This window comes from Enterobacter cloacae complex sp. IR5441 (genome assembly GCF_049238215.1).
Lineage (GTDB): Bacteria > Pseudomonadota > Gammaproteobacteria > Enterobacterales > Enterobacteriaceae > Enterobacter > Enterobacter hormaechei_C.
Genome location: NZ_JBMKIA010000001.1, coordinates 506,979 through 529,753 on the forward strand (window position 1 = coordinate 506,979; position 22,775 = coordinate 529,753).

Here is a 22,775-nt window from a genome sequence, read left to right on the forward strand (position 1 = left end):
GCGAATCAGCGCAGATAGTGTTCGGTCAGTGCGGCCCACAGCGCCGCGCCGGTGAGGAGAATGTTGTCGTTAAAGTCGTAGCCCGGGTTATGTACCATGCAGCGGTCAGGCTCATCCCCGGCGCCAAGCGTGAAATAGCAGCCATTGGGATTTTTCTCGAGCATGAAAGCAAAGTCCTCGCTGCCCATAAACGCATTGACCTCCGCGACGGCATCCTGACCGAACAGATCGGTGGCGACGCTGCGCACCATCTCGTTGGCTTGCGGATTGTTTTTCAGCACCGGGCTGCCGTTAATGTGTCGAATGGTGGCCGTCGCATTGAAACTTTCCGCCTGTGCAACGGCGATATCATGGATACGCTGTAGCACGGTTTGCCGCACGCGTTCATCCAGCGTGCGTACGGTAAGTTTCATCAATACTTTGTCGTTGATAATGTTAGGGGCGTGCCCGGCCTGAATGCTGCCTACGGTAACGACGGCTGGCTGGAAGGGGGTAATGTTGCGCGAAACAATCGACTGCAACGCGATAGTGATATGACAGGCAACCAGGGTGGCGTCAACGGTATGTTCTGGCACCGCGCCGTGCCCCCCCACGCCGTTAACCTCAATATGAAGGGTGTCGGAAGAGGCCATCATGGCGCCATCGCGCAGACCAATTTTTCCGAGGGGCTGTGACGGCATATTGTGCAGGCCAAAGATGTGGTCGCAGGGGAACAGGTCAAACAAACCGTCCTCTACCATAACGCGTCCGCCATACAGAAGTTCTTCCGCGGGCTGAAAAATAAGGTGCAGCGTGCCGTTAAAATTGCGGGTGCGTGCCAGGTACTCCGCTGCATACAGGAGCGTTGTGGTGTGGCCGTCATGACCGCAGCCGTGGAATTTACCCTCAACGGTACTGCTCCACGCCTTGCCGTTGTTTTCCTGCATTGGCAGCGCATCCATATCGGCGCGCAGGCCCAGGCGTTTATGCCCGTTACCCACCTTCAGTGTGCCGACCACACCGGTTTTCGCCAGGCCGCGATGAACCTCATATCCCCATTCCTGAAGCAGCGCTGCAACGCGATCGCTCGTGTTGTGCTCCTCAAAACCAATTTCAGGATGCTGATGAAAATAGTGACGTAATTCAGTGAACCGGGCTTCGTTGCCACGCAGAGCTTCGATAATTGGATGTGTCATTTTTGTTATCCTTTTTCTGCCAAACGATGATAATTTCGAGTCTATGACGATCGTCCCGCCTGAAAATGCATTTTTTTGTTGTAAAGCGACGGCTTTATTTTGATTGTTTTTCATACAATTCAGTTATGACAAAAAAGATCAGGTCATTTTTTGTCTTTGGTGAGGGGTAAGATGGCGCAACGGGGAGATGAATTTTGGATAGAGATTCAGGACATTCGCCACTGCGTGGAGGATGAAGGCGATACGCTAACGTTGCTCTGGGTGCTGGAAGGGCGGGCAGAGCTGAACACCGATGTGGGACGTGACATCCTGGAGGCCAATACCCTTGCTATCATCAACCGTCATCGGCGCTGGCAGTTCACGAGCGAAACGGCAAATGTCACCCTGCGCGTAACCCTTTCCGGGCGCTGGGTCGTCCAGCTCTGCAATGATTTTTTTGCCCATGATTATGCTGTACCGGCAGAAGCCGGAGGCGTCTGGCCCCAATGCGATGCGCTTCGCGATCTGCTGCGCCAGCTTCTTGTGGTCACCCTCATCAACGACCCGCACCGCTACCGGCTGGAGGCGTACCGCTGGCTGAGCGAGATATTGCTGTTGCTGACCAGCCGCTTTCAACAGCCCGCCCGTATGCTGTCCCGGGAACTTTCATCAGCGCACAGCAAACGCATCGCCCGGGTGATAGAGCGGATCAATGCCAGTTATTCCCGCCGTATTACGCTTGCGGAAATCGCCGCGAGTGAATATGTCTCTGAAGCCTGGCTCTCTCGTCTCTTTCGCAAGGAGGTGGGGATCAGTTTCATGCAGTACATCACCCACCTGCGGCTGGAAAAGGCGGCCGACGCTCTCCGGCTGACGAACCGACCGCTGCACCAGATTGCGCTTGAGCAGGGTTTCGCCAGCACGCGTATGATGAGCGATCGGTTCAGGCGTGTTCACAATATGTCTCCAGGTGAGTTTCGTAAGGCCCGGCGCCAGCACCCGGAGGCGGCACGTATTCGGACGGACAGGCGTGAGCAGCGCTATCCGGTCGCCGTGGACAAGCTGTTTAGCCTGCTCAATGAACCGGTGGCGCGCGGTTGGGGAGCCTCGCCGCTCATCGTTCATCCGCAGCAGGAGCAGAGCCTGGATCTTGAGCAGCTTAATCCTCTTTCTGCCTCGCTGCGCCGTATGCGGGTGGTCATTACCCTGCGTGAGCTCGACGATTTGCTGCGTGAGGACGTTCGACAAAATCTGGAGGCGATAAATGAGGCCATTCCCATTGAGGGAATTGATATCGCCGAACCTTTTCTCAGCAGTCGTCTGTTTGCCACCGGGTGGGATGACCCCCAGATGGCGGGCTACGCCTGCTGGTACAATCTGCATCAGCTCTTCACCTGGCTGGCAAAAAAGCAGTGGACGGTGCTACTGCACACCGGCGTAACGACCCGTCGCGATCTTCTGACCCGTTTTTTACAACAGTCGGTTAATCATTTTTCGCCAGAGATCACCGCGGGCTGGCACTTCGTCATGCACTGGTCAACACAGGCAAGTGAGGAGACCCGGGAGCAGGTCTGGCTGGCCCAGCAAAAGGCAATACGAACTTATCTTCCGCAGGCAAAGTTTGGTTTATGGCACCGATTTGCCCCCGTCAGCGCGGGCGTAAGCGACGATACCCTGTTCAGTTCAGCAATCCTGATGCAGGCCGATTTTCTTGCCTGTTCTGCCGATGCTAATGAACTTCTCGATCCCGCGCAGCTGGAGGCAACCCCTCTCTCCTCAACGGAAAATTATCCGATACTGAAGGTCCGCCAGATCCTCGCTGCCCTTCGCCTGCGAAAAAGTTCGCTTCCCGTCTGGCTTCTCTCCTGGAATACCCTCACCGGCAACACGCGGGCGACAAACGGCTGGTTTTTTCGTGGGGCGCTGCTGATGCAGAACCTGCTCGGGCTTTCGGAGCAGGTCTGGCTGGCGGGATTCTGGCTCAATTCGGGCCTTCAGGGAGAAGCTCGTGCGAACAACACCATCGATACCTCAAGCCTTGCGCTACAGTATAACCATGGTCTGCCGCGTCCGGTTTATTGGGTACTCTGGCTCTGGCAACGTCTGCGGGGCGAGGTGCTGGTCAATGATAAGCGTGTCCTGCTTACGCGCCATCGCAATGGTTATCAGCTGTTGCTGCGTAATGTGGTGGTTTTTAATCCGCTCCTTTCCAGTGAAGAAGCCTTCATCCAGCGTTTTCGCCAGCAGTATCATTTACACCTGAAGGGAATGCGCGGTAAATGGCGAATTAAATGTCATCTGTTTGATCAGCACAACGGCGCGCTCTATCCGTTACTTGAAGGGGTTGGCAGCGAAAGCGGCCCTGATGAAGAGATGTGGCGCTGGATAGCGCATAAAGCGCGTCCAACGCTTTCCGTACGCGATGAACGCCTTTATGACGGCTGGCAACTGAGTGAATCACTGGAGAGTAATGCGCTGGTGCTCTACGAGTTTACGCCGCTCGTGCCTCGTGAGACCGCAACGGAGGAGATTCACTCCCCGCGGTAGACGCAGCCTGCCGTGCAGGTCTCTTTGATCATCACCGCGCTCAGCAGCGGGACCAGCGGTTTCATCTGATCCCAAATCCATTTCGCCAGCACTTCGCTGGTCGGGTTTTCAAGGCCCGGAATATCATTCAGATAGTAGTGATCGAGACGATCGTAGGTCGGCTTAAACGCAGCCTTCAGTTCGGCAAAGTCCATGATCCAGCCCGTATGGGGATCGACTTCACCGGTGATTTCAAGACGCACCATAAACGAGTGTCCATGCAGGCGGCCACATTTGTGCCCGGCAGGAACGTGTGGAAGGTGGTGTGCGGCTTCGAAGGTGAAATCTTTAAACAGTGTGGTGGACATCATAGCTCTCAGGAATGCGGAAAAAACCGCCGCATAGTACCGGAAAGCACAATTTTTATCATTAACTAAAACGGCTTTGAACGGTCACCGCCTCGTATTCATGGTGTTTATCGGCCTTTATTGTTTTATTTCAGATAGTTATTTAATCGCTTTTATCGTTAAGAACGATAACTAAAACAGGTTAGTCCATTTGGTTATTTATTATTTCCATCCCTTCTTTAATTGTTATTATCCCCGCCGTTAACCTTATCTTCAGTTTGGATTTATTCGCTTAAAGTCCGCTTTGCTACTGGAACATAACGACGCATGACAACACAGGCCCCACCTTCAAATTTGCTTCCCCTTAACCCGGAGCAACTGGCGCGCCTCCAGGCCGCGACTTCCGATTTTTCACCCACCCAGCTCGCCTGGGTCTCCGGCTATTTCTGGGGAATGCTCAATCAGCAGCCGGGTGCTGTGGCTGGCGTCCCGCCAACGGCCGTTGAAATTCCTGCCATCACGCTTATCTCCGCTTCGCAAACGGGTAATGCCCGTCGTGTGGCCGAAGCGCTGCGTGATGACCTGCTCGCCGCGAAGCTGAACGTTAACCTGGTCAACGCCGGGGATTATAAATTCAAACAGATCGCGTCAGAAAAACTGCTGGTGGTGGTGGCGTCAACGCAGGGGGAAGGTGAGCCTGCGGAAGAAGCCGTCGCGCTGCATAAGTTCCTGTTCTCGAAAAAAGCGCCCAGGCTGGAGGGCACCGCCTTTGCCGTCTTCGGCCTCGGTGATACGTCCTATGAATTTTTCTGCCAGTCCGGTAAAGACTTCGACAGCAAGCTGGCGGAGCTGGGTGCAGAGCGCCTGCTGGATCGCGTAGACGCTGATGTCGAATACCAGGCCGCCGCCGCCGAATGGCGGACGCGCATCGTTGAGGTGCTGAAGGCCCGCGTCCCGAAAGAGACGCCAGCGCAGGCCGCCGTTACCGCAGCGGGCACCGTCAACGAAATCCACACCAGCCCTTACACGAAAGAGGCGCCGCTGACGGCGAGCCTGTCGGTAAACCAGAAAATCACGGGCCGTGATTCGGAAAAAGACGTGCGCCATATCGAAATCGATCTCGGTGACTCCGGCCTGCGTTATCAGCCTGGCGATGCGCTGGGCGTCTGGTATCAGAACGATCCGGCGCTGGTGAAAGAGCTGGTCGAGCTGCTGTGGCTGAAAGGCACGGAGCCGGTCCAGGTGGAAGGTAAAACCTTACCGCTCTCTGAGGCGCTTCAGTGGCATTTCGAGCTGACGGTGAACACCGCCAATATCGTTGAAAACTACGCCACCTTAACGCGCAGCGAGTCCCTTCTGCCGCTGGTGGGGGACAAAGTGAAGTTACAGCATTACGCCGCGACGACGCCGATTGTCGACATGGTGCGTTTCTCCCCGGCACAGCTGGATGCCGACGCGCTGATCGGCCTGCTGCGTCCGCTGACGCCGCGTCTTTACTCCATCGCCTCTTCACAGGCGGAAGTGGAAAACGAAGTCCACATCACCGTTGGCGTGGTGCGTTACGACATCGAAGGCCGCGCGCGCGCGGGCGGGGCGTCGGGCTTCCTGGCCGACCGCGTGGAAGAAGAGGGCGAGGTGCGCGTCTTTATCGAACACAACGACAACTTCCGCCTGCCGGCAAACCCGGAAACGCCGGTGATCATGATTGGCCCGGGCACCGGCATCGCACCGTTCCGCGCCTTTATGCAGCAGCGTGCAGCGGACGAGGCACCGGGTAAAAACTGGCTGTTCTTCGGCAACCCGCATTTTACTGAAGATTTCCTCTACCAGGTTGAATGGCAGCGCTACGTCAAAGAGGGCGTGCTGACCCGCATCGATCTGGCCTGGTCCCGCGATCAGAAAGAAAAAGTATACGTACAAGACAAACTGCGCGAACAGGGCGCAGAGCTGTGGCGCTGGATCAATGACGGCGCCCACATTTATGTCTGCGGCGACGCCAATCGCATGGCGAAAGACGTTGAGCAGGCACTGCTGGAAGTGATTGCCGAATTCGGCGGTATGGATGCCGAAACGGCGGATGAATTTTTAAGTGAGCTGCGCGTAGAGCGCCGTTATCAGCGAGATGTCTACTAATGAGCGAAAAACATCCTGGCCCACTGGTGGTCGAAGGCAAACTGTCTGATGCCGAGCGCATGAAGGTAGAGAGCAACTACCTGCGCGGTACCATTGCCGAAGATTTAAATGACGGCCTGACCGGCGGTTTCAAAGGCGACAACTTCCTGCTGATCCGTTTCCACGGTATGTACCAGCAGGACGACCGCGATATCCGCGCCGAACGTGCCGAACAGAAGCTGGAGCCGCGTCATGCGATGCTGCTGCGCTGCCGCCTGCCGGGTGGCATCATCACCACCAAACAGTGGCAGGCGATCGACAAGTTTGCCGGTGAAAACACGATTTACGGCAGCATCCGTCTGACTAACCGTCAGACCTTCCAGTTCCACGGCATTCTGAAGAAGAACGTCAAGCCGGTGCACCAGATGCTGCACTCCGTGGGGCTGGACGCGCTGGCGACCGCCAACGACATGAACCGTAACGTGCTTTGCACCTCGAACCCGTATGAGTCCGAGCTGCACGCCGAAGCGTACGAGTGGGCGAAGAAGATCTCGGAGCACCTGCTGCCACGCACGCGTGCCTATGCGGAGATCTGGCTCGATCAGGAGAAAGTCGCGACCACGGACGAAGAGCCGATCCTCGGTCAGACCTACCTGCCGCGCAAATTCAAGACCACGGTGGTTATCCCGCCGCAGAACGATATCGACCTGCACGCCAACGACATGAACTTCGTGGCGATTGCCGAAAACGGCAAGCTGGTCGGTTTTAACCTGCTGGTGGGCGGCGGTTTGTCCATCGAGCATGGGAACAAGAAAACCTACGCCCGCACCGCGAGCGAGTTCGGCTTCCTGCCGCTGGAGCACACGCTGGCCGTGGCTGAGGCGGTGGTTACTACCCAGCGCGACTGGGGCAACCGTACCGACCGTAAAAACGCGAAAACCAAATACACCCTGGAGCGTGTAGGCGTCGAGACGTTCAAAGAAGAAGTGGAGCGTCGCGCGGGGATCAAGTTTGAGCCGATCCGCCCTTACGAATTCACCGGTCGCGGCGATCGCATTGGCTGGGTGAAAGGTATCGATAATAAATGGCACCTGACGCTGTTTATTGAAAACGGTCGTATTCTGGATTATCCGGGCCGCCCGCTGAAAACCGGTCTGCTGGAAATTGCTAAGATCCATAAAGGCGAGTTCCGCATTACCGCCAACCAGAACCTGATTATTGCCGGCGTGCCGGAAAGCCAGAAGGCGAAGATCGAGAAGCTGGCGCGCGATCATGGGTTGATGAATGCGGTTAAACCGCAGCGTGAAAACTCGATGGCCTGCGTGTCGTTTCCGACCTGCCCGCTGGCGATGGCCGAAGCCGAGCGTTTCCTGCCGTCCTTCACTGATAAAGTGGAAGCGATTCTGGAAAAACACGGTATTCCGGACGAGCATATTGTTATGCGCGTCACCGGCTGCCCGAACGGCTGCGGTCGCGCGATGCTGGCCGAGCTGGGTCTGGTGGGCAAAGCGCCGGGTCGTTACAACGTGCACCTTGGCGGCAACCGTATGGGGACGCGCATTCCGCGTATGTACCGTGAAAATATTACGGAACCGGAAATTCTTGATTCTATCGACGAGCTTGTCGGGCGCTGGGCGAAAGAGCGTGAAGCGGGTGAAGGCTTCGGCGACTTTACGGTGCGTGCGGGCATCATTCGCCCGGTGCTCGATCCCGCCAGGGATTTCTGGGAGTAACGCATCCTTTGCCCGGTGGCGCTTCGCTTACCGGGCCTACGGGTTTTGTAGGCCGGGCAAACGCAGTGCCGCCCGGCAAAACAGGCAAACGAGGTTCTTATGTCCGTACTCGATCTAAACGCCCTAAATGACCTGCCAAAAGTCGAACGCATTCTGGCCCTGGCAGAAACCAACGCCCAGCTGGAAAAACTCGACGCCGAAGGGCGCGTGGCGTGGGCGCTGGAAAACCTGCCGGGTGACTATGTGCTGTCGTCAAGCTTTGGCATCCAGGCGGCGGTCAGCCTGCACCTGGTGAATCGGATCCGCCCGGACATTCCGGTGATCCTCACCGATACCGGCTATCTGTTCCCGGAAACCTATCAGTTTATTGATGAACTGACGGATAAGCTCAGGCTGAACCTCAAAGTCTACCGTGCGACGGAAAGCGCGGCCTGGCAGGAGGCGCGTTACGGCAAGCTGTGGGAGCAGGGCGTTGAGGGCATTGAGAAATACAATGAGATCAACAAAGTCGAGCCGATGAACCGGGCGCTGAAAGAGCTGAACGCTCAGACCTGGTTCGCGGGCCTGCGCCGCGAGCAGTCCGGTAGCCGGGCAACCTTACCGGTGCTGGCGGTGCAGCGCGGGGTGTTTAAAGTGCTGCCGATTATCGACTGGGATAACCGCACGGTGTACCAGTATCTGCAAAAGCACGGGCTGAAGTACCATCCGCTGTGGGATCAAGGCTACCTGTCGGTAGGCGACACCCACACCACGCGTAAATGGGAACCGGGAATGGCGGAAGAAGAGACGCGATTCTTTGGGCTGAAGCGCGAGTGCGGATTGCACGAAGGGTAATGTTTTTTCGCCCGGTGGCGCTGCGCTTACCGGGCCTGCAACGGCACGAAACGTAGGCCCGGTAAGGCGTAGCCGCCACCGGGCTTAACGACATCAGGCTTTCCCCGCTTTCGCCAGCTCCTTCACCAGCGGCAGCATCACCTTCACGACATCCCGGCTGCGGTGCTCAATCCGCTGCGGCAGCGCTTTATCAATGTGCTGCTGATTATCCAGCCGCACATCATGCCAGCTGGTCCCGTCCGGAAAGGCTTTCGATTTGCTGCGCTGCTGATAGCCATCTTTTTTGCCCAGCGCCCAGTTCGTCGCCTCGACGTACAGCACCGGAATGCCCGCCTTATCAAACACTTCACCGTCATTACAGCAGCCTGTGCCTTTAGGATACTGCGGGTTACCGCCCGGATTTGTCGCGGCATAGACGCCATGCGTGCGGGCAAGCGCCAGCGCGCGGTCGCGGGTGAGTTTACGTACGCTGCTCGGCGTGCTCTGTCCGCTATTAAAATAGAGCTTATCCCCCACGATCAGATTATCGAGGTTAATCACCAGCAACGTATTTTTCTTCTCCTCAGCGCTCATGCGCTTAAGGAGATTCTCAGCGCCGAGTTTTCCTTCTTCTTCGCCGCTGGTCGCAACAAAGCGAATGCTGTATTTCGTCGGAATATTCTTCAGGCGTTCGGCCAGCTCAAGCATCACGCCCAGCCCCGCCGCATTGTCATCCAGTCCCTGAAGCGTCAGCCCGCCGAGGTTATTATCGACATCGGCGTCGCTCAACGGCGTGTAGGTATCAAGGTGCGCCATAATAATAATCTGCTCAGCCGCCTTTCCTTCGTGCGCGGCAATGACCGTGCTGCCGGTTACGTTATGCCAGTTTTGCGTTTTATTGCGTGTGGTATAGATGTAGCGGCTGTGGAAAGCGCGAATGTCGCTCTCATAGCCCATATCCGCAAACTGCTGACGGATATAGTCTGCCGAGAGCATCTCGGCTGGGGTTCCGGTCATACGGCCCGGAAAGACCGTCGCAATATGCCGCGCCTGCATACTGGCTATTTCACCGTAAGATTGATTTTTTGCCTGAGCCGGAAGGATAAAGCAAACGCCGAGCGCCAGGGCAACGAATCGGTGGCGCATTGCGGAAAACATAGTGAGTCCTTAAAAACAGAGCAAAATTTTAACCCGCATAGTATGAAACTGTGATCGGGTAGACACAATTTGAATTGCTCCTAAATGCCCGAAATTTCGCGTGTTAAGCACTTTTTGATATTTGCTTTTCCACGGCGTTATTCCATTGAGTAACTACTCATTCCAATTCGTAATTTCATTCGATCTAAGCCGCCCCCTATAGTCCCTTTATTCGTGGTTGTTAGTGAGTTGTTGCCTGTGGACTATCTCCCCCTTTTTGCTGCCTTAAAAGACCGACCGGTACTGGTTGTCGGGACGGGTGAAATTGCCGATCGCAAAATCGCCTTCCTGCAACGCGCCGGGGCGCAGGTGCAGATTGTTGCAGAGGCGGATTTTGCAGAGTCTCAGATCGACAGCGTGGTGCTGGTGATTGCGGCAACCGAAGATCGGGCGCTCAACCGCCGCATCTCCGACGCAGCTCAGGCCCGTCACCGTCTGGTGAACGTGGTAGACGACCAGCCGTTATGTTCATTTATCTTCCCGTCGATTGTCGACCGCTCGCCGCTGCTGGTGGCGATCTCCTCCGGCGGCACCGCCCCGGTGCTGGCGCGCGTGCTGAGAGAAAAAATCGAAGCGCTGCTGCCGACCAGCCTCGGACGCATGGCGGAGAAGGCCAGCTACTGGCGCAACCATTTGAAAACGCGTCTGACCAGCGTGACGGAACGCCGTCGCTTCTGGGAGCGTGTGTTTCGCGGCCGCTTTGCCAGCCTGATGCAGGCCGGTAACGAGACGGCAGCGCAACAAATTCTCGAAGACGAACTGGATAACCCCGGCAGTACGGGCGGGGAGATCATTCTGGTGGGCGCCGGGCCGGGCGATGCCGGGCTGCTCACGCTGCGTGGCCTCCAGGCTCTTCAGGATGCGGATGTCGTGTTCTATGACCACCTGGTCACCGACGGTATTCGCGAGCTGATCCGCCGTGACGCGGAGCAAATTTGCGTCGGCAAACGTGCCGGCGAGCACTCCGTGCCCCAGCACGACACCAACCAGATGCTGATTGCCGCCGCGAAAGCGGGCAAGACCGTGGTGCGCCTGAAAGGGGGCGACCCGTTTATCTTCGGTCGTGGTGGCGAGGAGTTGCAGGCGGCAGCCGAAGCGGGCGTCCCGTTCCAGGTGGTTCCCGGCATTACGGCGGCGTCTGCCGTCACGGCCTACGCCGGTATTCCGCTGACCCATCGCGATTACGCCCAGAGCGTGACCTTTGTGACCGGGCACTATAAAGCCGACAGCACGCCGTTTGACTGGTCGCATCTCGCCCAGAGCCGACAAACGCTGGCGATTTATATGGGCACGATGAAAGCGGCTGACATCAGCGAACAGCTTATTCAGCACGGTCGCGATGCGACGACGCCGGTAGCGGTGATCTCCCGCGGGACACGCGTCGATCAGCATGTCGCCATCGGCACCTTACAAGACCTTGCAACCCTGGCGAAAGACGCCCCAATGCCCGCCCTGATCGTGGTGGGAGAAGTGGTGCAGCTGCACAGCACGCTCGCCTGGTTCCAACACACAACCGACACAGAAGGCTTTGGCACTTCTGTTATAAATTTGGCTTAAGGAACGGTTATGGACCAAAAACGACTTACTCACCTGCGGCAGCTCGAAGCGGAAAGTATCCACATTATCCGCGAAGTGGCCGCCGAGTTTTCTAACCCGGTGATGATGTACTCCATCGGTAAAGATTCCAGCGTCATGCTGCACCTGGCGCGCAAAGCGTTTTATCCGGGTACGCTGCCGTTCCCGCTGTTACACGTGGATACCGGCTGGAAATTCCGCGAGATGTACGAGTTTCGTGACCGTACCGCCAAAGCCTACGGCTGCGAGCTGCTGGTGCACAAAAACCCGGAAGGGGTGGCGATGGGCATCAACCCGTTCGTGCACGGCAGCGCCAAGCATACCGACATCATGAAAACCGAAGGGCTGAAGCAGGCGCTGAATAAATACGGTTTTGATGCGGCCTTCGGCGGCGCGCGACGTGACGAAGAGAAATCCCGCGCCAAAGAGCGTATCTACTCTTTCCGCGACCGCTTCCACCGCTGGGACCCGAAAAACCAGCGTCCGGAGCTGTGGCACAACTACAACGGCCAGATCAACAAGGGCGAAAGCATTCGCGTCTTCCCGCTCTCCAACTGGACCGAGCTGGATATCTGGCAGTACATCTATCTGGAAAATATTGAGATCGTTCCGCTGTATCTGGCGGCCGAGCGCCCGGTGCTGGAGCGCGACGGCATGCTGATGATGATCGACGACGATCGCATTGATTTACAGCCGGGCGAAGTGATCAAAAAACAGATGGTCCGTTTCCGTACTCTCGGCTGCTGGCCGTTGACCGGCGCGGTGGAATCCAGTGCGCAGACGCTGCCCGAGATCATCGAGGAGATGCTGGTGTCGACCACCAGTGAGCGACAGGGCCGCGTGATTGACCGCGACCAGGCAGGCTCCATGGAGCTGAAGAAACGTCAGGGTTATTTCTAAGGAGCCGCCATGAATACGACTATTGCCCAACAAATTGCCGATGAAGGCGGCGTAGAAGCTTATCTGCACGCCCAACAGTACAAAAGCCTGCTGCGTTTCCTGACCTGCGGCAGCGTGGATGACGGGAAAAGTACCCTGATTGGTCGTCTGCTGCACGACACGCGCCAGATCTACGAAGATCAGCTCTCTTCCCTGCACAATGACAGCAAACGCCACGGCACCCAGGGCGAAAAACTCGACCTGGCGCTGCTGGTGGACGGCTTGCAGGCGGAGCGCGAGCAGGGCATTACCATTGATGTCGCCTATCGCTACTTCTCTACCGAAAAGCGCAAATTTATTATCGCCGACACCCCGGGGCACGAGCAGTACACCCGTAACATGGCGACCGGCGCGTCCACCTGTGACCTGGCGATCCTGCTGATCGACGCCCGTAAAGGTGTGCTGGATCAGACTCGTCGTCACAGCTTTATCTCTACGCTGCTGGGGATCAAACACCTGGTGGTGGCAGTAAACAAAATGGATCTGGTGGACTACAGCGAAGCGCGTTTCGACGAGATCCGCCAGAGCTACCTGACCTTTGCTGAACAGCTGCCGGGCAACCTCGATATTCGCTTTGTGCCGCTGTCGGCGCTGGAAGGGGATAACGTCGCCTCTCAGAGCGCGAACATGCCGTGGTACAGCGGCCCGACGCTGCTGGAAGTGCTGGAAACCGTTGAAATTCAGCGCGTGGTCGATACCCAGCCGATGCGCTTCCCGGTGCAGTACGTGAACCGTCCGAACCTCGATTTCCGCGGCTTCTCCGGTACTCTCGCTTCAGGCTCCGTGAAGGTGGGTCAGCGCGTCAAGGTGCTGCCATCCGGCGTGGAATCGACCATCGCCCGTATCGTCACCTTTGATGGCGATCTGGACGAAGCCGGGGCAGGTGAAGCGGTAACCCTGGTACTGAAAGACGAAATTGATATCAGCCGCGGCGACCTGCTGGTCGACGCGCAGGAAACGCTGGCGGCGGTGCAGGGCGCATCCGTGGATGTAGTGTGGATGGCCGAACAGCCGCTGACCGCAGGCCAGAGCTATGACATTAAAATCGCCGGCAAGAAAACCCGCGCCCGCGTGGACGGCATTCAGTTCCAGGTGGACATCAACAACCTGACCCACCGTGACGTGAGCGAGCTGCCGCTGAACGGCATCGGTCTGGTGGATATGACCTTCGACGAGCCGCTGGTGCTGGATCCGTATCAGCAGAATCCGGTGACGGGCGGGCTGATCTTCATTGACCGCCTGACCAACGTCACCGTCGGTGCCGGGATGGTGCGTGAGCCAAACGCGCAGGCTGCCGTGGCCTCTGAGTTCAGCGCGTTTGAGCTGGAGCTTAACGCGCTGGTGCGTAAGCACTTCCCGCACTGGGGCGCACGCGATCTGCTGGGAGGCAAGTAATGGCTGCCCATGATGAGAACGTCGTCTGGCATCCTCATCCGGTCACCGTCGCCCAGCGCGAACAGCTCCACGGTCACCGTGGGGTTGTGCTGTGGTTTACCGGGCTGTCTGGCTCCGGTAAATCCACGGTGGCAGGCGCACTGGAAGAGGCGCTGCATCAGCAGGGGGTGAGCACCTACCTGCTGGACGGCGACAACGTGCGTCACGGCCTGTGCAGCGATTTAGGGTTCAGCGATGAAGATCGTAAAGAGAACATTCGTCGGGTGGGGGAAGTCGCCAGCCTGATGGCGGATGCCGGGCTGGTGGTGCTAACGGCGTTTATCTCACCGCACCGCGCCGAACGTCAGATGGTGCGCGAGCGCGTGGGGCAGAATCGCTTTATTGAAGTGTTTGTGGATACGCCGCTGGCAATCTGCGAAGCGCGCGATCCGAAAGGGTTGTATAAAAAAGCCCGCGCGGGAGAGCTGCGAAACTTCACCGGCATTGAATCGGTTTACGAAGCGCCTGAATCCCCTGAGATTCATCTGCAAGGTCAACAATTGGTAACAAATTTAGTAAGCCAATTATTAGACCTGCTCAGACGGGACGATATTATCAGATCCTGAGACGGTATCGTTCGGGAGCTGTCTTCCCGAGCGATGAGTCACGGTCACAGGATTAGCTATGCGCAACAGTGAAAACTACATGATTACCACCGGGTCGGAACCGTTAACGACCGACGACGAGACGACCTGGTCCTTCCCTGGGGCGATAGTCGGCTTCGTATCGTGGCTACTGGCGCTGGGTATCCCGTTTTTGATCTACGGTGGTAACACCCTCTTTTTCTTCCTCTATACCTGGCCTTTCTTTCTGGCGCTGATGCCCGTTGCGGTGGTTGTGGGCGTGGCGCTGCACTCCCTTTTCAACGGCAAGCTCCTGTATAGTACGCTCATCACTATCGCCACCGTTGTGGTCATCTTTGGCCTGCTGTTTTTATGGCTGATGGGCTAACTTACGGCATAATTAAAACCCCGCAGTAGAGTCCAGCGGAAAGTTATGGGATGATGATGCCGTTTTTTCAGGGGGCAGGATGGGTAAACTAACGCTGCTGTTGCTGGCTTTGCTGGTCTGGCTGCAATATTCGCTGTGGTTCGGCAAAAACGGACTGCACGACTACAGCCGGGTGAGCGATGACGTCGCGGCACAGCAGGCGACAAACGCCAAACTTAAAGCGCGTAACGATCAACTTTTTGCTGAAATTGATGACCTCAATGGCGGCCAGGAGGCGATTGAGGAGCGCGCACGCAATGAACTCAGTATGACTAAGCCGGGCGAAACGTTTTATCGCCTGGTTCCGGATGCGTCTAAACGCAATCAGGGCTCCGCACAAAACAATCGATAATCAGGCCCAGGATTACGACATGGCAGCAACTTTTTCGGACGTCTGTGCCGTGGTGCCGGCCGCAGGTTTTGGCCGTCGCATGCAGACAGAGTGTCCCAAGCAGTACCTCTCAATTGGTGATAAAACGATCCTCGAGCACGCCGTGGCAGCGCTGCTGGCGCATGCCCGGGTGAAACGCGTGGTTATTGCCATCAGCCCCGGCGATGCGCGTTTTGCGCAACTCCCGCTGGCACATCATCCCCAGATTACCGTTGTTGACGGCGGCGCCGAGCGGGCCGACTCTGTTCTGGCGGGCATTCAGGCTGCCGGGAACGCGCAGTGGGTGCTGGTGCACGATGCCGCGCGTCCCTGTCTGCATCACGACGATCTGTCACGTCTGCTGGCCCTGAGTGAAACCAGTAACGTGGGCGGCATTCTGGCCGCCCCTGTGCGTGACACCATGAAGCGTGCCGAACCGGGTAAACCGGCGATTGCCCACACCGTCGAGCGCGTGGATTTATGGCACGCGCTGACGCCACAATTTTTTCCCCGCGAATTACTCCACGACTGCTTAACGCGTGCGCTTAAAGAAGGAGCGACCATTACGGACGAAGCCTCGGCGCTGGAGTATTGCGGTTTCCACCCAACGCTTGTTGAAGGGCGCGCTGATAATATAAAAGTGACGCGCCCGGAAGACTTACAGCTCGCGGAATTTTATCTTACCCGTACGACCCCTCAGGAGAAGGCATAATGCGTATTGGACACGGTTTTGATGTACACGCCTTTGGCGGCGTTGGCCCAATTATCATTGGCGGCGTGCGCATTCCATACGAAAAAGGTTTGCTGGCGCATTCTGATGGCGACGCGGCGCTGCATGCGCTGACCGACGCGCTGCTGGGTGCCGCCGCGTTGGGCGACATTGGTAAACTGTTCCCGGACACCGATCCTGCTTTTAAAGGCGCAGACAGCCGCGAACTGCTGCGCGAAGCCTGGCGTCGTATTCAGGCCAAAGGCTACACCCTCGGCAACGTTGATGTGACGATCATTGCTCAGGCACCGAAGATGCTGCCGCACATCCCTCAGATGCGCGTGTTTATCGCTGAAGATCTGGGCTGCCATATGGACGACGTCAACGTCAAAGCGACCACCACGGAGAAGCTGGGCTTTACCGGTCGTGGCGAAGGCATTGCCTGTGAAGCCGTGGCGCTGCTGGTGAAGGCGGTCAAATGACGGATTTCGACAACCTGACGTATCTGCACGGTAAACCGCAGGGCAAGGGTCTGCTGAAAGCCAACCCTGAAGATTTCGTGGTAGTGGAAGATCTGGGTTTTGAGCCGGATGGCGAAGGCGAGCACATCCTGGTGCGCATTCTGAAAAACGGCTGCAACACCCGCTTCGTGGCGGACGCGCTGGCAAAATTCCTCAACATTCACGCCCGCGAGGTGAGCTTTGCCGGTCAAAAGGATAAGCATGCCGTGACCGAACAGTGGCTTTGCGCCCGCGTGCCCGGCAATGCCATGCCCGATTTAAGCAAATTTGAGCTTGAGGGCTGTAAGGTACTGGAGTATGCCCGCCACAAACGCAAATTGCGTCCGGGAGCGTTGAAAGGCAACGATTTCACGCTAGTGCTGCGTGAAGTGGCCGACCGCGATGACGTTGAAAAACGCCTGAAGGCCATTACCGAACGCGGCGTGCCAAACTATTTTGGCGCACAGCGCTTTGGCATTGGTGGCAGCAACCTGCTGGGCGCGCTGCGCTGGGCGCAAAGCAGCGCGCCGGTGCGCGACAGGAATAAACGCAGTTTTTGGTTGTCGGCAGCCCGCAGTGCGTTGTTTAATCAGATTGTGAGCGAACGGCTGAAAAAACCGGACGCGAATCAAGTTGTTGTCGGCGATGCGCTACAATTAGCGGGACGCGGAAGCTGGTTTGTGGCAACGGCCGATGAGATGGCCGATGCCCAGTCGCGCGTGGACGCTAAAGCGCTGATGATTACCGCCGCCTTGCCGGGCTCAGGCGACTGGGGAACTCAGGGCGAGGCGCTGGCCGCTGAGCAGTCAGCGGTGGCGGATGCGCCAGAATTACAATCATTGCTGGTGCGGGAAAAAGTCGAGGCGGCGCGCCGTGCGATGCTCCTCTACCCGCAACAGCTGAGCTGGAACTGGTGGGATGACGTAACCGTCGAGTTACGCTTCTGGCTGCCGGCAGGTAGCTTTGCCACCAGTGTTGTCAGGGAACTTATCAACACGTCGGGTGATTATGCGAATATTGCTGAGTAACGATGACGGGATCCATGCGCCAGGTATTCAGACGCTGGCGAAACACCTCCGCGAATTTGCGGATGTGCAGGTCGTGGCTCCCGATCGTAACCGCAGTGGCGCGTCTAACTCATTGACGCTGGAGTCTTCACTTCGCACCTTTACCTTTGAGAATGGCGATATTGCCGTCCAGATGGGGACGCCGACCGACTGCGTGTTTCTGGGCGTAAATGCGCTGATGCGCCCGCGGCCGGATGTTGTGGTCTCCGGCATCAATGCCGGGCCGAATCTTGGCGATGATGTGATTTACTCCGGCACCGTGGCCGCGGCGATGGAGGGGCGTCACCTGGGGTTCCCGGCGCTGGCGGTCTCGTTAAACGGCCACACCCACTATGACACTGCCGCCGCGGTAACCTGCTCTATTCTCCGTGCGCTTGGCCGCGAGCCGCTGCGTACCGGACGTATCCTCAATATTAACGTGCCGGATCTCCCGCTGGACGAGATCAAAGGGATCCGCGTGACGCGCTGCGGCAGTCGCCATCCGGCCGATCAGGTTATTCCCCAGCAGGATCCGCGCGGCAATACCCTGTACTGGATCGGCCCGCCGGGAGATAAATGCGATGCCGGGCCAGACACCGACTTCGCTGCGGTGGATGAGGGTTACGTTTCCGTTACGCCGTTGCACGTAGATTTAACCGCTTATAGCGCGCATGATGTGGTGTCGGACTGGTTAGATCGGGTCGGAGTGAACGCGCAATGGTAAGTAAACGTGTACAAACTCTTCTGGAACAATTACGCGCACAGGGGATCGCCAACGAGCAGGTGCTGGATGCGCTTGCCCAGGTTCCCCGTGAGAAGTTTGTAGATGAGGCGTTTGAACACAAAGCGTGGGAAAACGTGGCGCTGCCCATCGGGCAAGGCCAGACGATTTCGCAGCCTTACATGGTGGCGCGTATGACGGAGCTTCTGGAGTTAACGCCAGACTCCCGGGTGCTGGAAATTGGCACCGGTTCAGGGTATCAGACCGCGATCCTGGCCCACCTTGTGCACCATGTCTGTTCCGTGGAACGGATTAAAGGCTTGCAGTGGCAGGCGCGCCGTCGCCTGAAACAGCTTGATTTACATAATGTATCGACACGCCACGGCGATGGATGGCAGGGTTGGCAGGCTCGCGCCCCGTTTGACGCCATAATAGTCACGGCCGCGCCACCTGAAATTCCCGCTGCACTTCTCTCGCAGCTGGACGAGGGCGGCATTCTAGTTTTGCCCGTCGGCGATGAGCAGCAGCTTTTAAAGCGCGTTCGTCGACGCGGCGGCGAGTTTATTATCGATACCGTGGAAGCCGTGCGCTTTGTGCCCCTGGTTAAGGGCGAGCTGGCCTGAGACTCGGATTTTTCCAGGGTTATTGAGGCAAATTCAGCGTATGGTGTGGCGCGATAGGTTCGTGCCATCACGGTTATTTTTAAGTCACTGGTAGTTAACACATTCCTGGGGGATAAATGAGCGCGGGAAGCCCAAAATTCACCATCAGCCGTGTTGCGGCATTATCACTGGTTTCGCTCTGGCTGGCAGGCTGTACAAGTTCTGACAATGCACCTGCGCCCGTCAGTTCCGTCAATGGAACCAGCGGCTCGGGTAACACGTCCAGCGGAATGTTGATTACCCCTCCGCCTAAAATGGGCACGTCCACGGCGCAGCAAACTCCGCAGATCCAGCCGGTTCAGCGTCCAGTTACGCAGCCTTCGCAGATTCAGCCAGTGGATCAGCCTGTTCAGACCGAAAATGGCCGCATAGTGTATAACCGTAAGTATGGGAACATTCCGAAAGGTAGCTATACCGGCGGCAGCACCTATACCGTGAAGCGCGGCGATACGCTGTTCTATATTGCCTGGATCACCGGGAACGATTTCCGCGATCTGGCACAGCGAAACAACGTCCAGGCCCCGTATGGTCTGGAAGTCGGGCAAACGCTCCAGGTAGGCAATGCAACGGGTACCCCACTGACGCCTGGCAACACGGTTTCAGCGGCAGATGTGACGGCTCAAAATAACAGCGTTAAGCCTGCACAAAAATCCACCACGGTGGTTGCTTCACAACCTGTAATTACGTATTCTGAGGATTCAGGTGATCAGAGTGCTAACAAAATGTTGCCGAATAATAAAGGTACTGCGACTGTTGTCACAGCACCGACTACGGCACCTGTGGTTAGCTCTACTGTACCGACTGCAAGCAGTCAGAATGCCAGCTCGTCAATCACCACCTGGCGCTGGCCAACTGACGGCAAGATTATCGAGAACTTCGCTACCTCTGAGGGGGGCAACAAAGGGATCGATATCGCAGGCAGTAAAGGACAGGCAATCATCGCGACCGCAGACGGGCGCGTTGTCTATGCCGGTAACGCACTGCGCGGTTACGGTAATCTTATTATCATCAAACATAATGATGATTACCTGAGTGCCTACGCCCATAACGACACTATGCTGGTCCGGGAACAACAAGAAGTTAAGGCGGGGCAAAAAATCGCTACCATGGGTAGCACCGGAACCAGTTCTACACGCTTGCATTTTGAAATTCGTTACAAGGGGAAATCCGTAAACCCGCTGCAATATTTACCGCAGCGATAAATTGATGGGACATGCCAGCAAGGGTGTCTCGTCCAGGGATCACGGGTAGGAGCCACCTTATGAGTCAGAATACGCTGAAAGTTCATGATTTAAATGAAGACGCGGAATTTGATGAGAACGGAGCAGAGGCTTTTGACGAAAAAGCCTTAGTAGAAGAGGAACCCAGTGATAACGATTTGGCTGAAGAAGAGCTGTTATCGCAGGGTGCCACACAGCGTGTGCTGGACGCGACTCAGCTTTACCTTGGGGAGATTGGTTACTCCCCACTGCTAACGGCCGAAGAAGAAGTCTATTTCGCACGTCGTGCTTTGCGTGGTGATGTTGCCTCGCGTCGTCGCATGATCGAAAGTAACCTGCGACTGGTCGTGAAAATTGCCCGCCGTTACGGCAATCGTGGTCTGGCTCTGCTGGATCTGATTGAAGAGGGCAACTTAGGTCTCATCCGCGCAGTTGAGAAGTTTGACCCGGAACGCGGGTTCCGTTTCTCAACCTACGCGACCTGGTGGATTCGTCAGACCATCGAACGGGCTATTATGAACCAGACCCGTACGATTCGACTGCCGATCCACATCGTCAAAGAGTTGAATGTTTATCTGCGTACCGCGCGCGAGTTGTCCCATAAACTGGACCACGAGCCAAGTGCGGAAGAGATTGCAGAGCAACTCGACAAACCGGTTGATGACGTAAGCCGTATGCTGCGTCTCAACGAGCGCATTACCTCGGTTGACACCCCGCTGGGTGGCGACTCCGAAAAAGCGCTGCTGGACATCCTGGCCGATGAAAAAGACAACGGCCCGGAAGACACCACGCAGGACGATGACATGAAACAGAGCATCGTCAAATGGCTGTTCGAACTGAACGCCAAACAGCGTGAAGTGCTGGCACGTCGTTTCGGTTTACTGGGGTATGAAGCTGCGACACTGGAAGACGTCGGTCGTGAGATTGGCCTGACCCGTGAACGTGTTCGCCAGATTCAGGTTGAAGGACTACGTCGCCTGCGTGAAATCCTGCAAGGGCAAGGTCTGAATATCGAAGCGCTGTTCCGCGAGTAAGCAACCATTCGTCAGAAAAGGCCCGTCGTGAGACGGGCCTTTTTTATGCCTTACGGCTGCGCCGTTTCGTGCAGCAAACGCCAGGTGATGTTATCCCCTTCCTGATTAAGCACCGCGGTTGACCAGCGCACGTTGACGGGCTGGCCTGGCCGGGTTTGCGTCTCCCGGTAATGGAGCACTGCGCCGTTGTCCCATGTCTGAAGCGTTGTTAACGCATCAATGTCGATCCTGAGCCCCGGTCGGGTTCCCCGCTGCGCATATAAAAATTGGGCAAGCGCGTGATGATCTAAAGGGTTGCCACTAGGTGGAACCATCAGAAAATCCGGACGGAAACGGGCGAGCAGGGCGTCCCGATCGCCTTCGCCTGCACCTAACCAGTTTTCAAGGGCGACGTGAATGTCGAGGATCTCTTGTTCGAAATGGGTCATGGTTGCTCCTGTTGCAGTTGCGCAAGTAACTGCGTGTTGTTAAGACGGTAGACGTACAGTACGGGCAGTAGGGTGATGACTGCGGCAAAAACAAACATCCCGTGCCAGGCGGCCAGCGGCGCGACATAATCCTGCATGAAGCTCAGCGCCTGCGCCAGCAGCAGAGCGCCCGCAAAAAAGCTCAACTGACGATTCAGATTCCATAGCGCTCTGGCATCGGGCATATCTTTCGGTCGCATCGTCAAAAACGCGCTGCTCTGAGCCGTACTGCTGCAAAGGCTTCCCCCCGCGCCCATCAGCGCAAACGCAACGGCAGGTAGCAGCATTGCCGGGCCGACGTTAACTAAAAGCAGAATGCCCGTCGCCTGCAAAAGGCAACCGATGACCACCAGCGGCCGGGGGCCGATACGGTTGAAATAGCGTCCTGTCGCGGTGATAGCCACAAACGAAGCCACAGACCACGGCAGCATAAGCATGCCCGTTGCGGCGGGTGTCATATTGGCCTCGCTCTGGAGGTAATACATGCCCGTTACGTTCACGCCGATAAAAATGCCGGGTACGCACACATAGATAAGCATGGATAAGCGCAACAGCGGATCCGTCAGCAAAGACAGGTTTACTGTCCTGGTGGTGTTTATCGGCGACGGTTCTGTTTTAAGCCACGCGCAGGCCAAAGCAAAGGTGACAATGGCGACGGGCAGGGTGGCAAAAAATATCCAGCGCCAGCTGAATGTCTGAACCAGCATACCGCCCACAGCCGGTGAGCACGCGGGGGCAAGCAGTGCGACCAGCATCACCGCCGAGGAGAGTCTGGCCCGCTCATGAGGCTTAAACTGTTGCCAGGTCAGCGCCTGACCAACCGGGATCAGTAAACCCCCTCCGGCGCCCTGTACGACTCGCCAGGCAATCAGACTTTCCAGCGAAGATGAGAGACCCGCCGCAACGGAGGCCGCGCTAAAGAGAAGCAGTGAGAGCAGGATAACGCGCTTCGGCCCGACGCGGCGCGTCAGGATACTGCTGAAAGGGATGACTAGCGTCAGCCCGGCAATGTATCCGTTACTTACCCAGGCAAGCGCGGAAGGTGTGGTATTGAAAGCGCGAGCCATCGCCGGAAAGGCGATACTGGCAATAAACATGTTTATCAAATCAAGGAAAAAGCCGAGCAGAAAGACGACGGCGATTTTGCTGCGATACGTCATGGAAGTTCCTCCGGTGAGGTGGCGTATCGTATCGGCCCGCGCGTTACGGATAAACGCGACAAAGCA

At 56.9% G+C, this 22,775-nt stretch carries 23 protein-coding genes; 17 read left to right on the forward strand and 6 right to left on the reverse strand.

Annotated elements, in window-relative coordinates; genetic code table 11:
* Window positions 1-5: 5 nt before the first annotated feature.
* On the reverse strand, window positions 6-1,175 hold the full coding sequence (locus tag ACOTX5_RS02410) for a M20 aminoacylase family protein (protein WP_015571720.1): 1,170 nt from the start codon (window positions 1,173-1,175) through the stop codon (window positions 6-8).
* Between the two features lie 171 nt (window positions 1,176-1,346).
* On the opposite strand from ACOTX5_RS02410, the gene ACOTX5_RS02415 reads away from it, so the two are divergent.
* Complete coding sequence (locus ACOTX5_RS02415; protein ID WP_047727313.1) at window positions 1,347-3,701, forward strand: helix-turn-helix domain-containing protein; 2,355 nt, start codon at window positions 1,347-1,349, stop codon at window positions 3,699-3,701.
* Here the strand turns inward: ACOTX5_RS02415 and queD are convergent.
* Entirely contained in the window at window positions 3,686-4,051 is a 366-nt protein-coding gene (queD, locus tag ACOTX5_RS02420) for a 6-carboxytetrahydropterin synthase QueD (protein ID WP_006811776.1), read from the reverse strand. The genes ACOTX5_RS02415 and queD overlap by 16 nt on opposite strands.
* 303 nt (window positions 4,052-4,354) lie before the next feature.
* On the opposite strand from queD, the gene cysJ reads away from it, so the two are divergent.
* The 3 genes from cysJ (at window position 4,355) to cysH (ending at window position 8,706) form a co-directional block, all read left to right on the forward strand.
* On the forward strand, window positions 4,355-6,160 hold the full coding sequence (gene cysJ, locus ACOTX5_RS02425) for an NADPH-dependent assimilatory sulfite reductase flavoprotein subunit (RefSeq protein WP_032619140.1): 1,806 nt from the start codon (window positions 4,355-4,357) through the stop codon (window positions 6,158-6,160).
* Window positions 6,160-7,872: an assimilatory sulfite reductase (NADPH) hemoprotein subunit gene (gene cysI / locus ACOTX5_RS02430; protein WP_015571717.1), complete on the forward strand. Its 1,713-nt coding sequence runs from the start codon at window positions 6,160-6,162 to the stop codon at window positions 7,870-7,872. The genes cysJ and cysI overlap by 1 nt, the downstream gene beginning before the upstream one ends.
* 99 nt (window positions 7,873-7,971) lie before the next feature.
* The gene (gene cysH / locus ACOTX5_RS02435) at window positions 7,972-8,706 is read left to right on the forward strand and encodes a phosphoadenosine phosphosulfate reductase (RefSeq protein ID WP_045911279.1); all 735 of its coding nucleotides are present in this window, start codon (window positions 7,972-7,974) and stop codon (window positions 8,704-8,706) included.
* Between the two features lie 93 nt (window positions 8,707-8,799).
* Here cysH and ACOTX5_RS02440 read toward each other — a convergent pair whose 3' ends face one another.
* On the reverse strand, window positions 8,800-9,843 hold the full coding sequence (locus tag ACOTX5_RS02440; RefSeq protein ID WP_015571715.1) for an aminopeptidase: 1,044 nt from the start codon (window positions 9,841-9,843) through the stop codon (window positions 8,800-8,802).
* A gap of 237 nt (window positions 9,844-10,080) precedes the next feature.
* Between ACOTX5_RS02440 and cysG the strand changes: the two genes are divergently transcribed.
* The 11 genes from cysG to ACOTX5_RS02495 all read left to right on the forward strand — a co-directional run bounded on the left by cysG (window position 10,081) and on the right by ACOTX5_RS02495 (window position 18,789).
* Window positions 10,081-11,439, forward strand: a complete 1,359-nt coding sequence (cysG, locus tag ACOTX5_RS02445) for a siroheme synthase CysG (protein ID WP_045911278.1) — start codon at window positions 10,081-10,083, stop codon at window positions 11,437-11,439.
* Between the two features lie 9 nt (window positions 11,440-11,448).
* The gene (cysD, locus tag ACOTX5_RS02450) at window positions 11,449-12,357 is read left to right on the forward strand and encodes a sulfate adenylyltransferase subunit CysD (protein ID WP_006811770.1); all 909 of its coding nucleotides are present in this window, start codon (window positions 11,449-11,451) and stop codon (window positions 12,355-12,357) included.
* 9 nt (window positions 12,358-12,366) lie between these two features.
* A complete protein-coding gene (cysN, locus tag ACOTX5_RS02455; RefSeq protein ID WP_045911277.1) occupies window positions 12,367-13,791 on the forward strand; it encodes a sulfate adenylyltransferase subunit CysN in 1,425 nt (474 codons plus the stop codon).
* Entirely contained in the window at window positions 13,791-14,396 is a 606-nt protein-coding gene (gene cysC / locus ACOTX5_RS02460) for an adenylyl-sulfate kinase (RefSeq protein ID WP_045911276.1), read from the forward strand. Before cysN ends, cysC begins: the two co-directional genes overlap by 1 nt.
* A 58-nt stretch (window positions 14,397-14,454) precedes the next feature.
* On the forward strand, window positions 14,455-14,781 hold the full coding sequence (locus ACOTX5_RS02465; protein WP_006811767.1) for a DUF3561 family protein: 327 nt from the start codon (window positions 14,455-14,457) through the stop codon (window positions 14,779-14,781).
* A gap of 79 nt (window positions 14,782-14,860) precedes the next feature.
* Window positions 14,861-15,172 carry a cell division protein FtsB gene (gene ftsB / locus ACOTX5_RS02470; protein WP_003862095.1) on the forward strand — a complete coding sequence of 104 codons (312 nt, stop codon included), beginning with the start codon at window positions 14,861-14,863 and terminating at the stop codon, window positions 15,170-15,172.
* A 19-nt stretch (window positions 15,173-15,191) separates the two neighbouring features.
* Window positions 15,192-15,902 (forward strand): 2-C-methyl-D-erythritol 4-phosphate cytidylyltransferase, encoded by a 711-nt coding sequence (ispD, locus tag ACOTX5_RS02475; RefSeq protein WP_045911275.1) that lies wholly within the window; start codon window positions 15,192-15,194, stop codon window positions 15,900-15,902.
* Window positions 15,902-16,381: a 2-C-methyl-D-erythritol 2,4-cyclodiphosphate synthase gene (gene ispF, locus ACOTX5_RS02480; protein ID WP_063945134.1), complete on the forward strand. Its 480-nt coding sequence runs from the start codon at window positions 15,902-15,904 to the stop codon at window positions 16,379-16,381. Before ispD ends, ispF begins: the two co-directional genes overlap by 1 nt.
* On the forward strand, window positions 16,378-17,427 hold the full coding sequence (gene truD / locus ACOTX5_RS02485; RefSeq protein ID WP_045344497.1) for a tRNA pseudouridine(13) synthase TruD: 1,050 nt from the start codon (window positions 16,378-16,380) through the stop codon (window positions 17,425-17,427). Before ispF ends, truD begins: the two co-directional genes overlap by 4 nt.
* On the forward strand, window positions 17,408-18,169 hold the full coding sequence (gene surE / locus ACOTX5_RS02490; protein WP_017382816.1) for a 5'/3'-nucleotidase SurE: 762 nt from the start codon (window positions 17,408-17,410) through the stop codon (window positions 18,167-18,169). The genes truD and surE overlap by 20 nt, the downstream gene beginning before the upstream one ends.
* Complete coding sequence (locus tag ACOTX5_RS02495) at window positions 18,163-18,789, forward strand: protein-L-isoaspartate(D-aspartate) O-methyltransferase (RefSeq protein WP_015571709.1); 627 nt, start codon at window positions 18,163-18,165, stop codon at window positions 18,787-18,789. The genes surE and ACOTX5_RS02495 overlap by 7 nt, the downstream gene beginning before the upstream one ends.
* Before the next feature lie 94 nt (window positions 18,790-18,883).
* Here the strand turns inward: ACOTX5_RS02495 and ACOTX5_RS02500 are convergent, their stop codons facing one another.
* Window positions 18,884-19,024, reverse strand: coding sequence for a peptidase (locus ACOTX5_RS02500; RefSeq protein WP_223230135.1), 141 nt, complete (start codon window positions 19,022-19,024; stop codon window positions 18,884-18,886).
* Here ACOTX5_RS02500 and nlpD point away from each other — a divergent pair.
* Entirely contained in the window at window positions 18,957-20,030 is a 1,074-nt protein-coding gene (gene nlpD, locus ACOTX5_RS02505; RefSeq protein ID WP_223230139.1) for a murein hydrolase activator NlpD, read from the forward strand. The two genes, ACOTX5_RS02500 and nlpD, sit on opposite strands and share 68 nt — an antisense overlap.
* Before the next feature lie 59 nt (window positions 20,031-20,089).
* On the forward strand, window positions 20,090-21,082 hold the full coding sequence (gene rpoS / locus ACOTX5_RS02510) for an RNA polymerase sigma factor RpoS (RefSeq protein WP_013098493.1): 993 nt from the start codon (window positions 20,090-20,092) through the stop codon (window positions 21,080-21,082).
* Window positions 21,083-21,132: 50 nt separating this feature from the next.
* Here rpoS and ACOTX5_RS02515 read toward each other — a convergent pair whose 3' ends face one another.
* Both ACOTX5_RS02515 and ACOTX5_RS02520 read right to left on the reverse strand, forming a co-directional pair.
* The gene (locus ACOTX5_RS02515) at window positions 21,133-21,510 is read right to left on the reverse strand and encodes a DUF4440 domain-containing protein (RefSeq protein WP_015571707.1); all 378 of its coding nucleotides are present in this window, start codon (window positions 21,508-21,510) and stop codon (window positions 21,133-21,135) included.
* Entirely contained in the window at window positions 21,507-22,709 is a 1,203-nt protein-coding gene (locus ACOTX5_RS02520; RefSeq protein WP_047727315.1) for an MFS transporter, read from the reverse strand. Before ACOTX5_RS02520 ends, ACOTX5_RS02515 begins: the two co-directional genes overlap by 4 nt.
* Window positions 22,710-22,775: the final 66 nt, after the last annotated feature.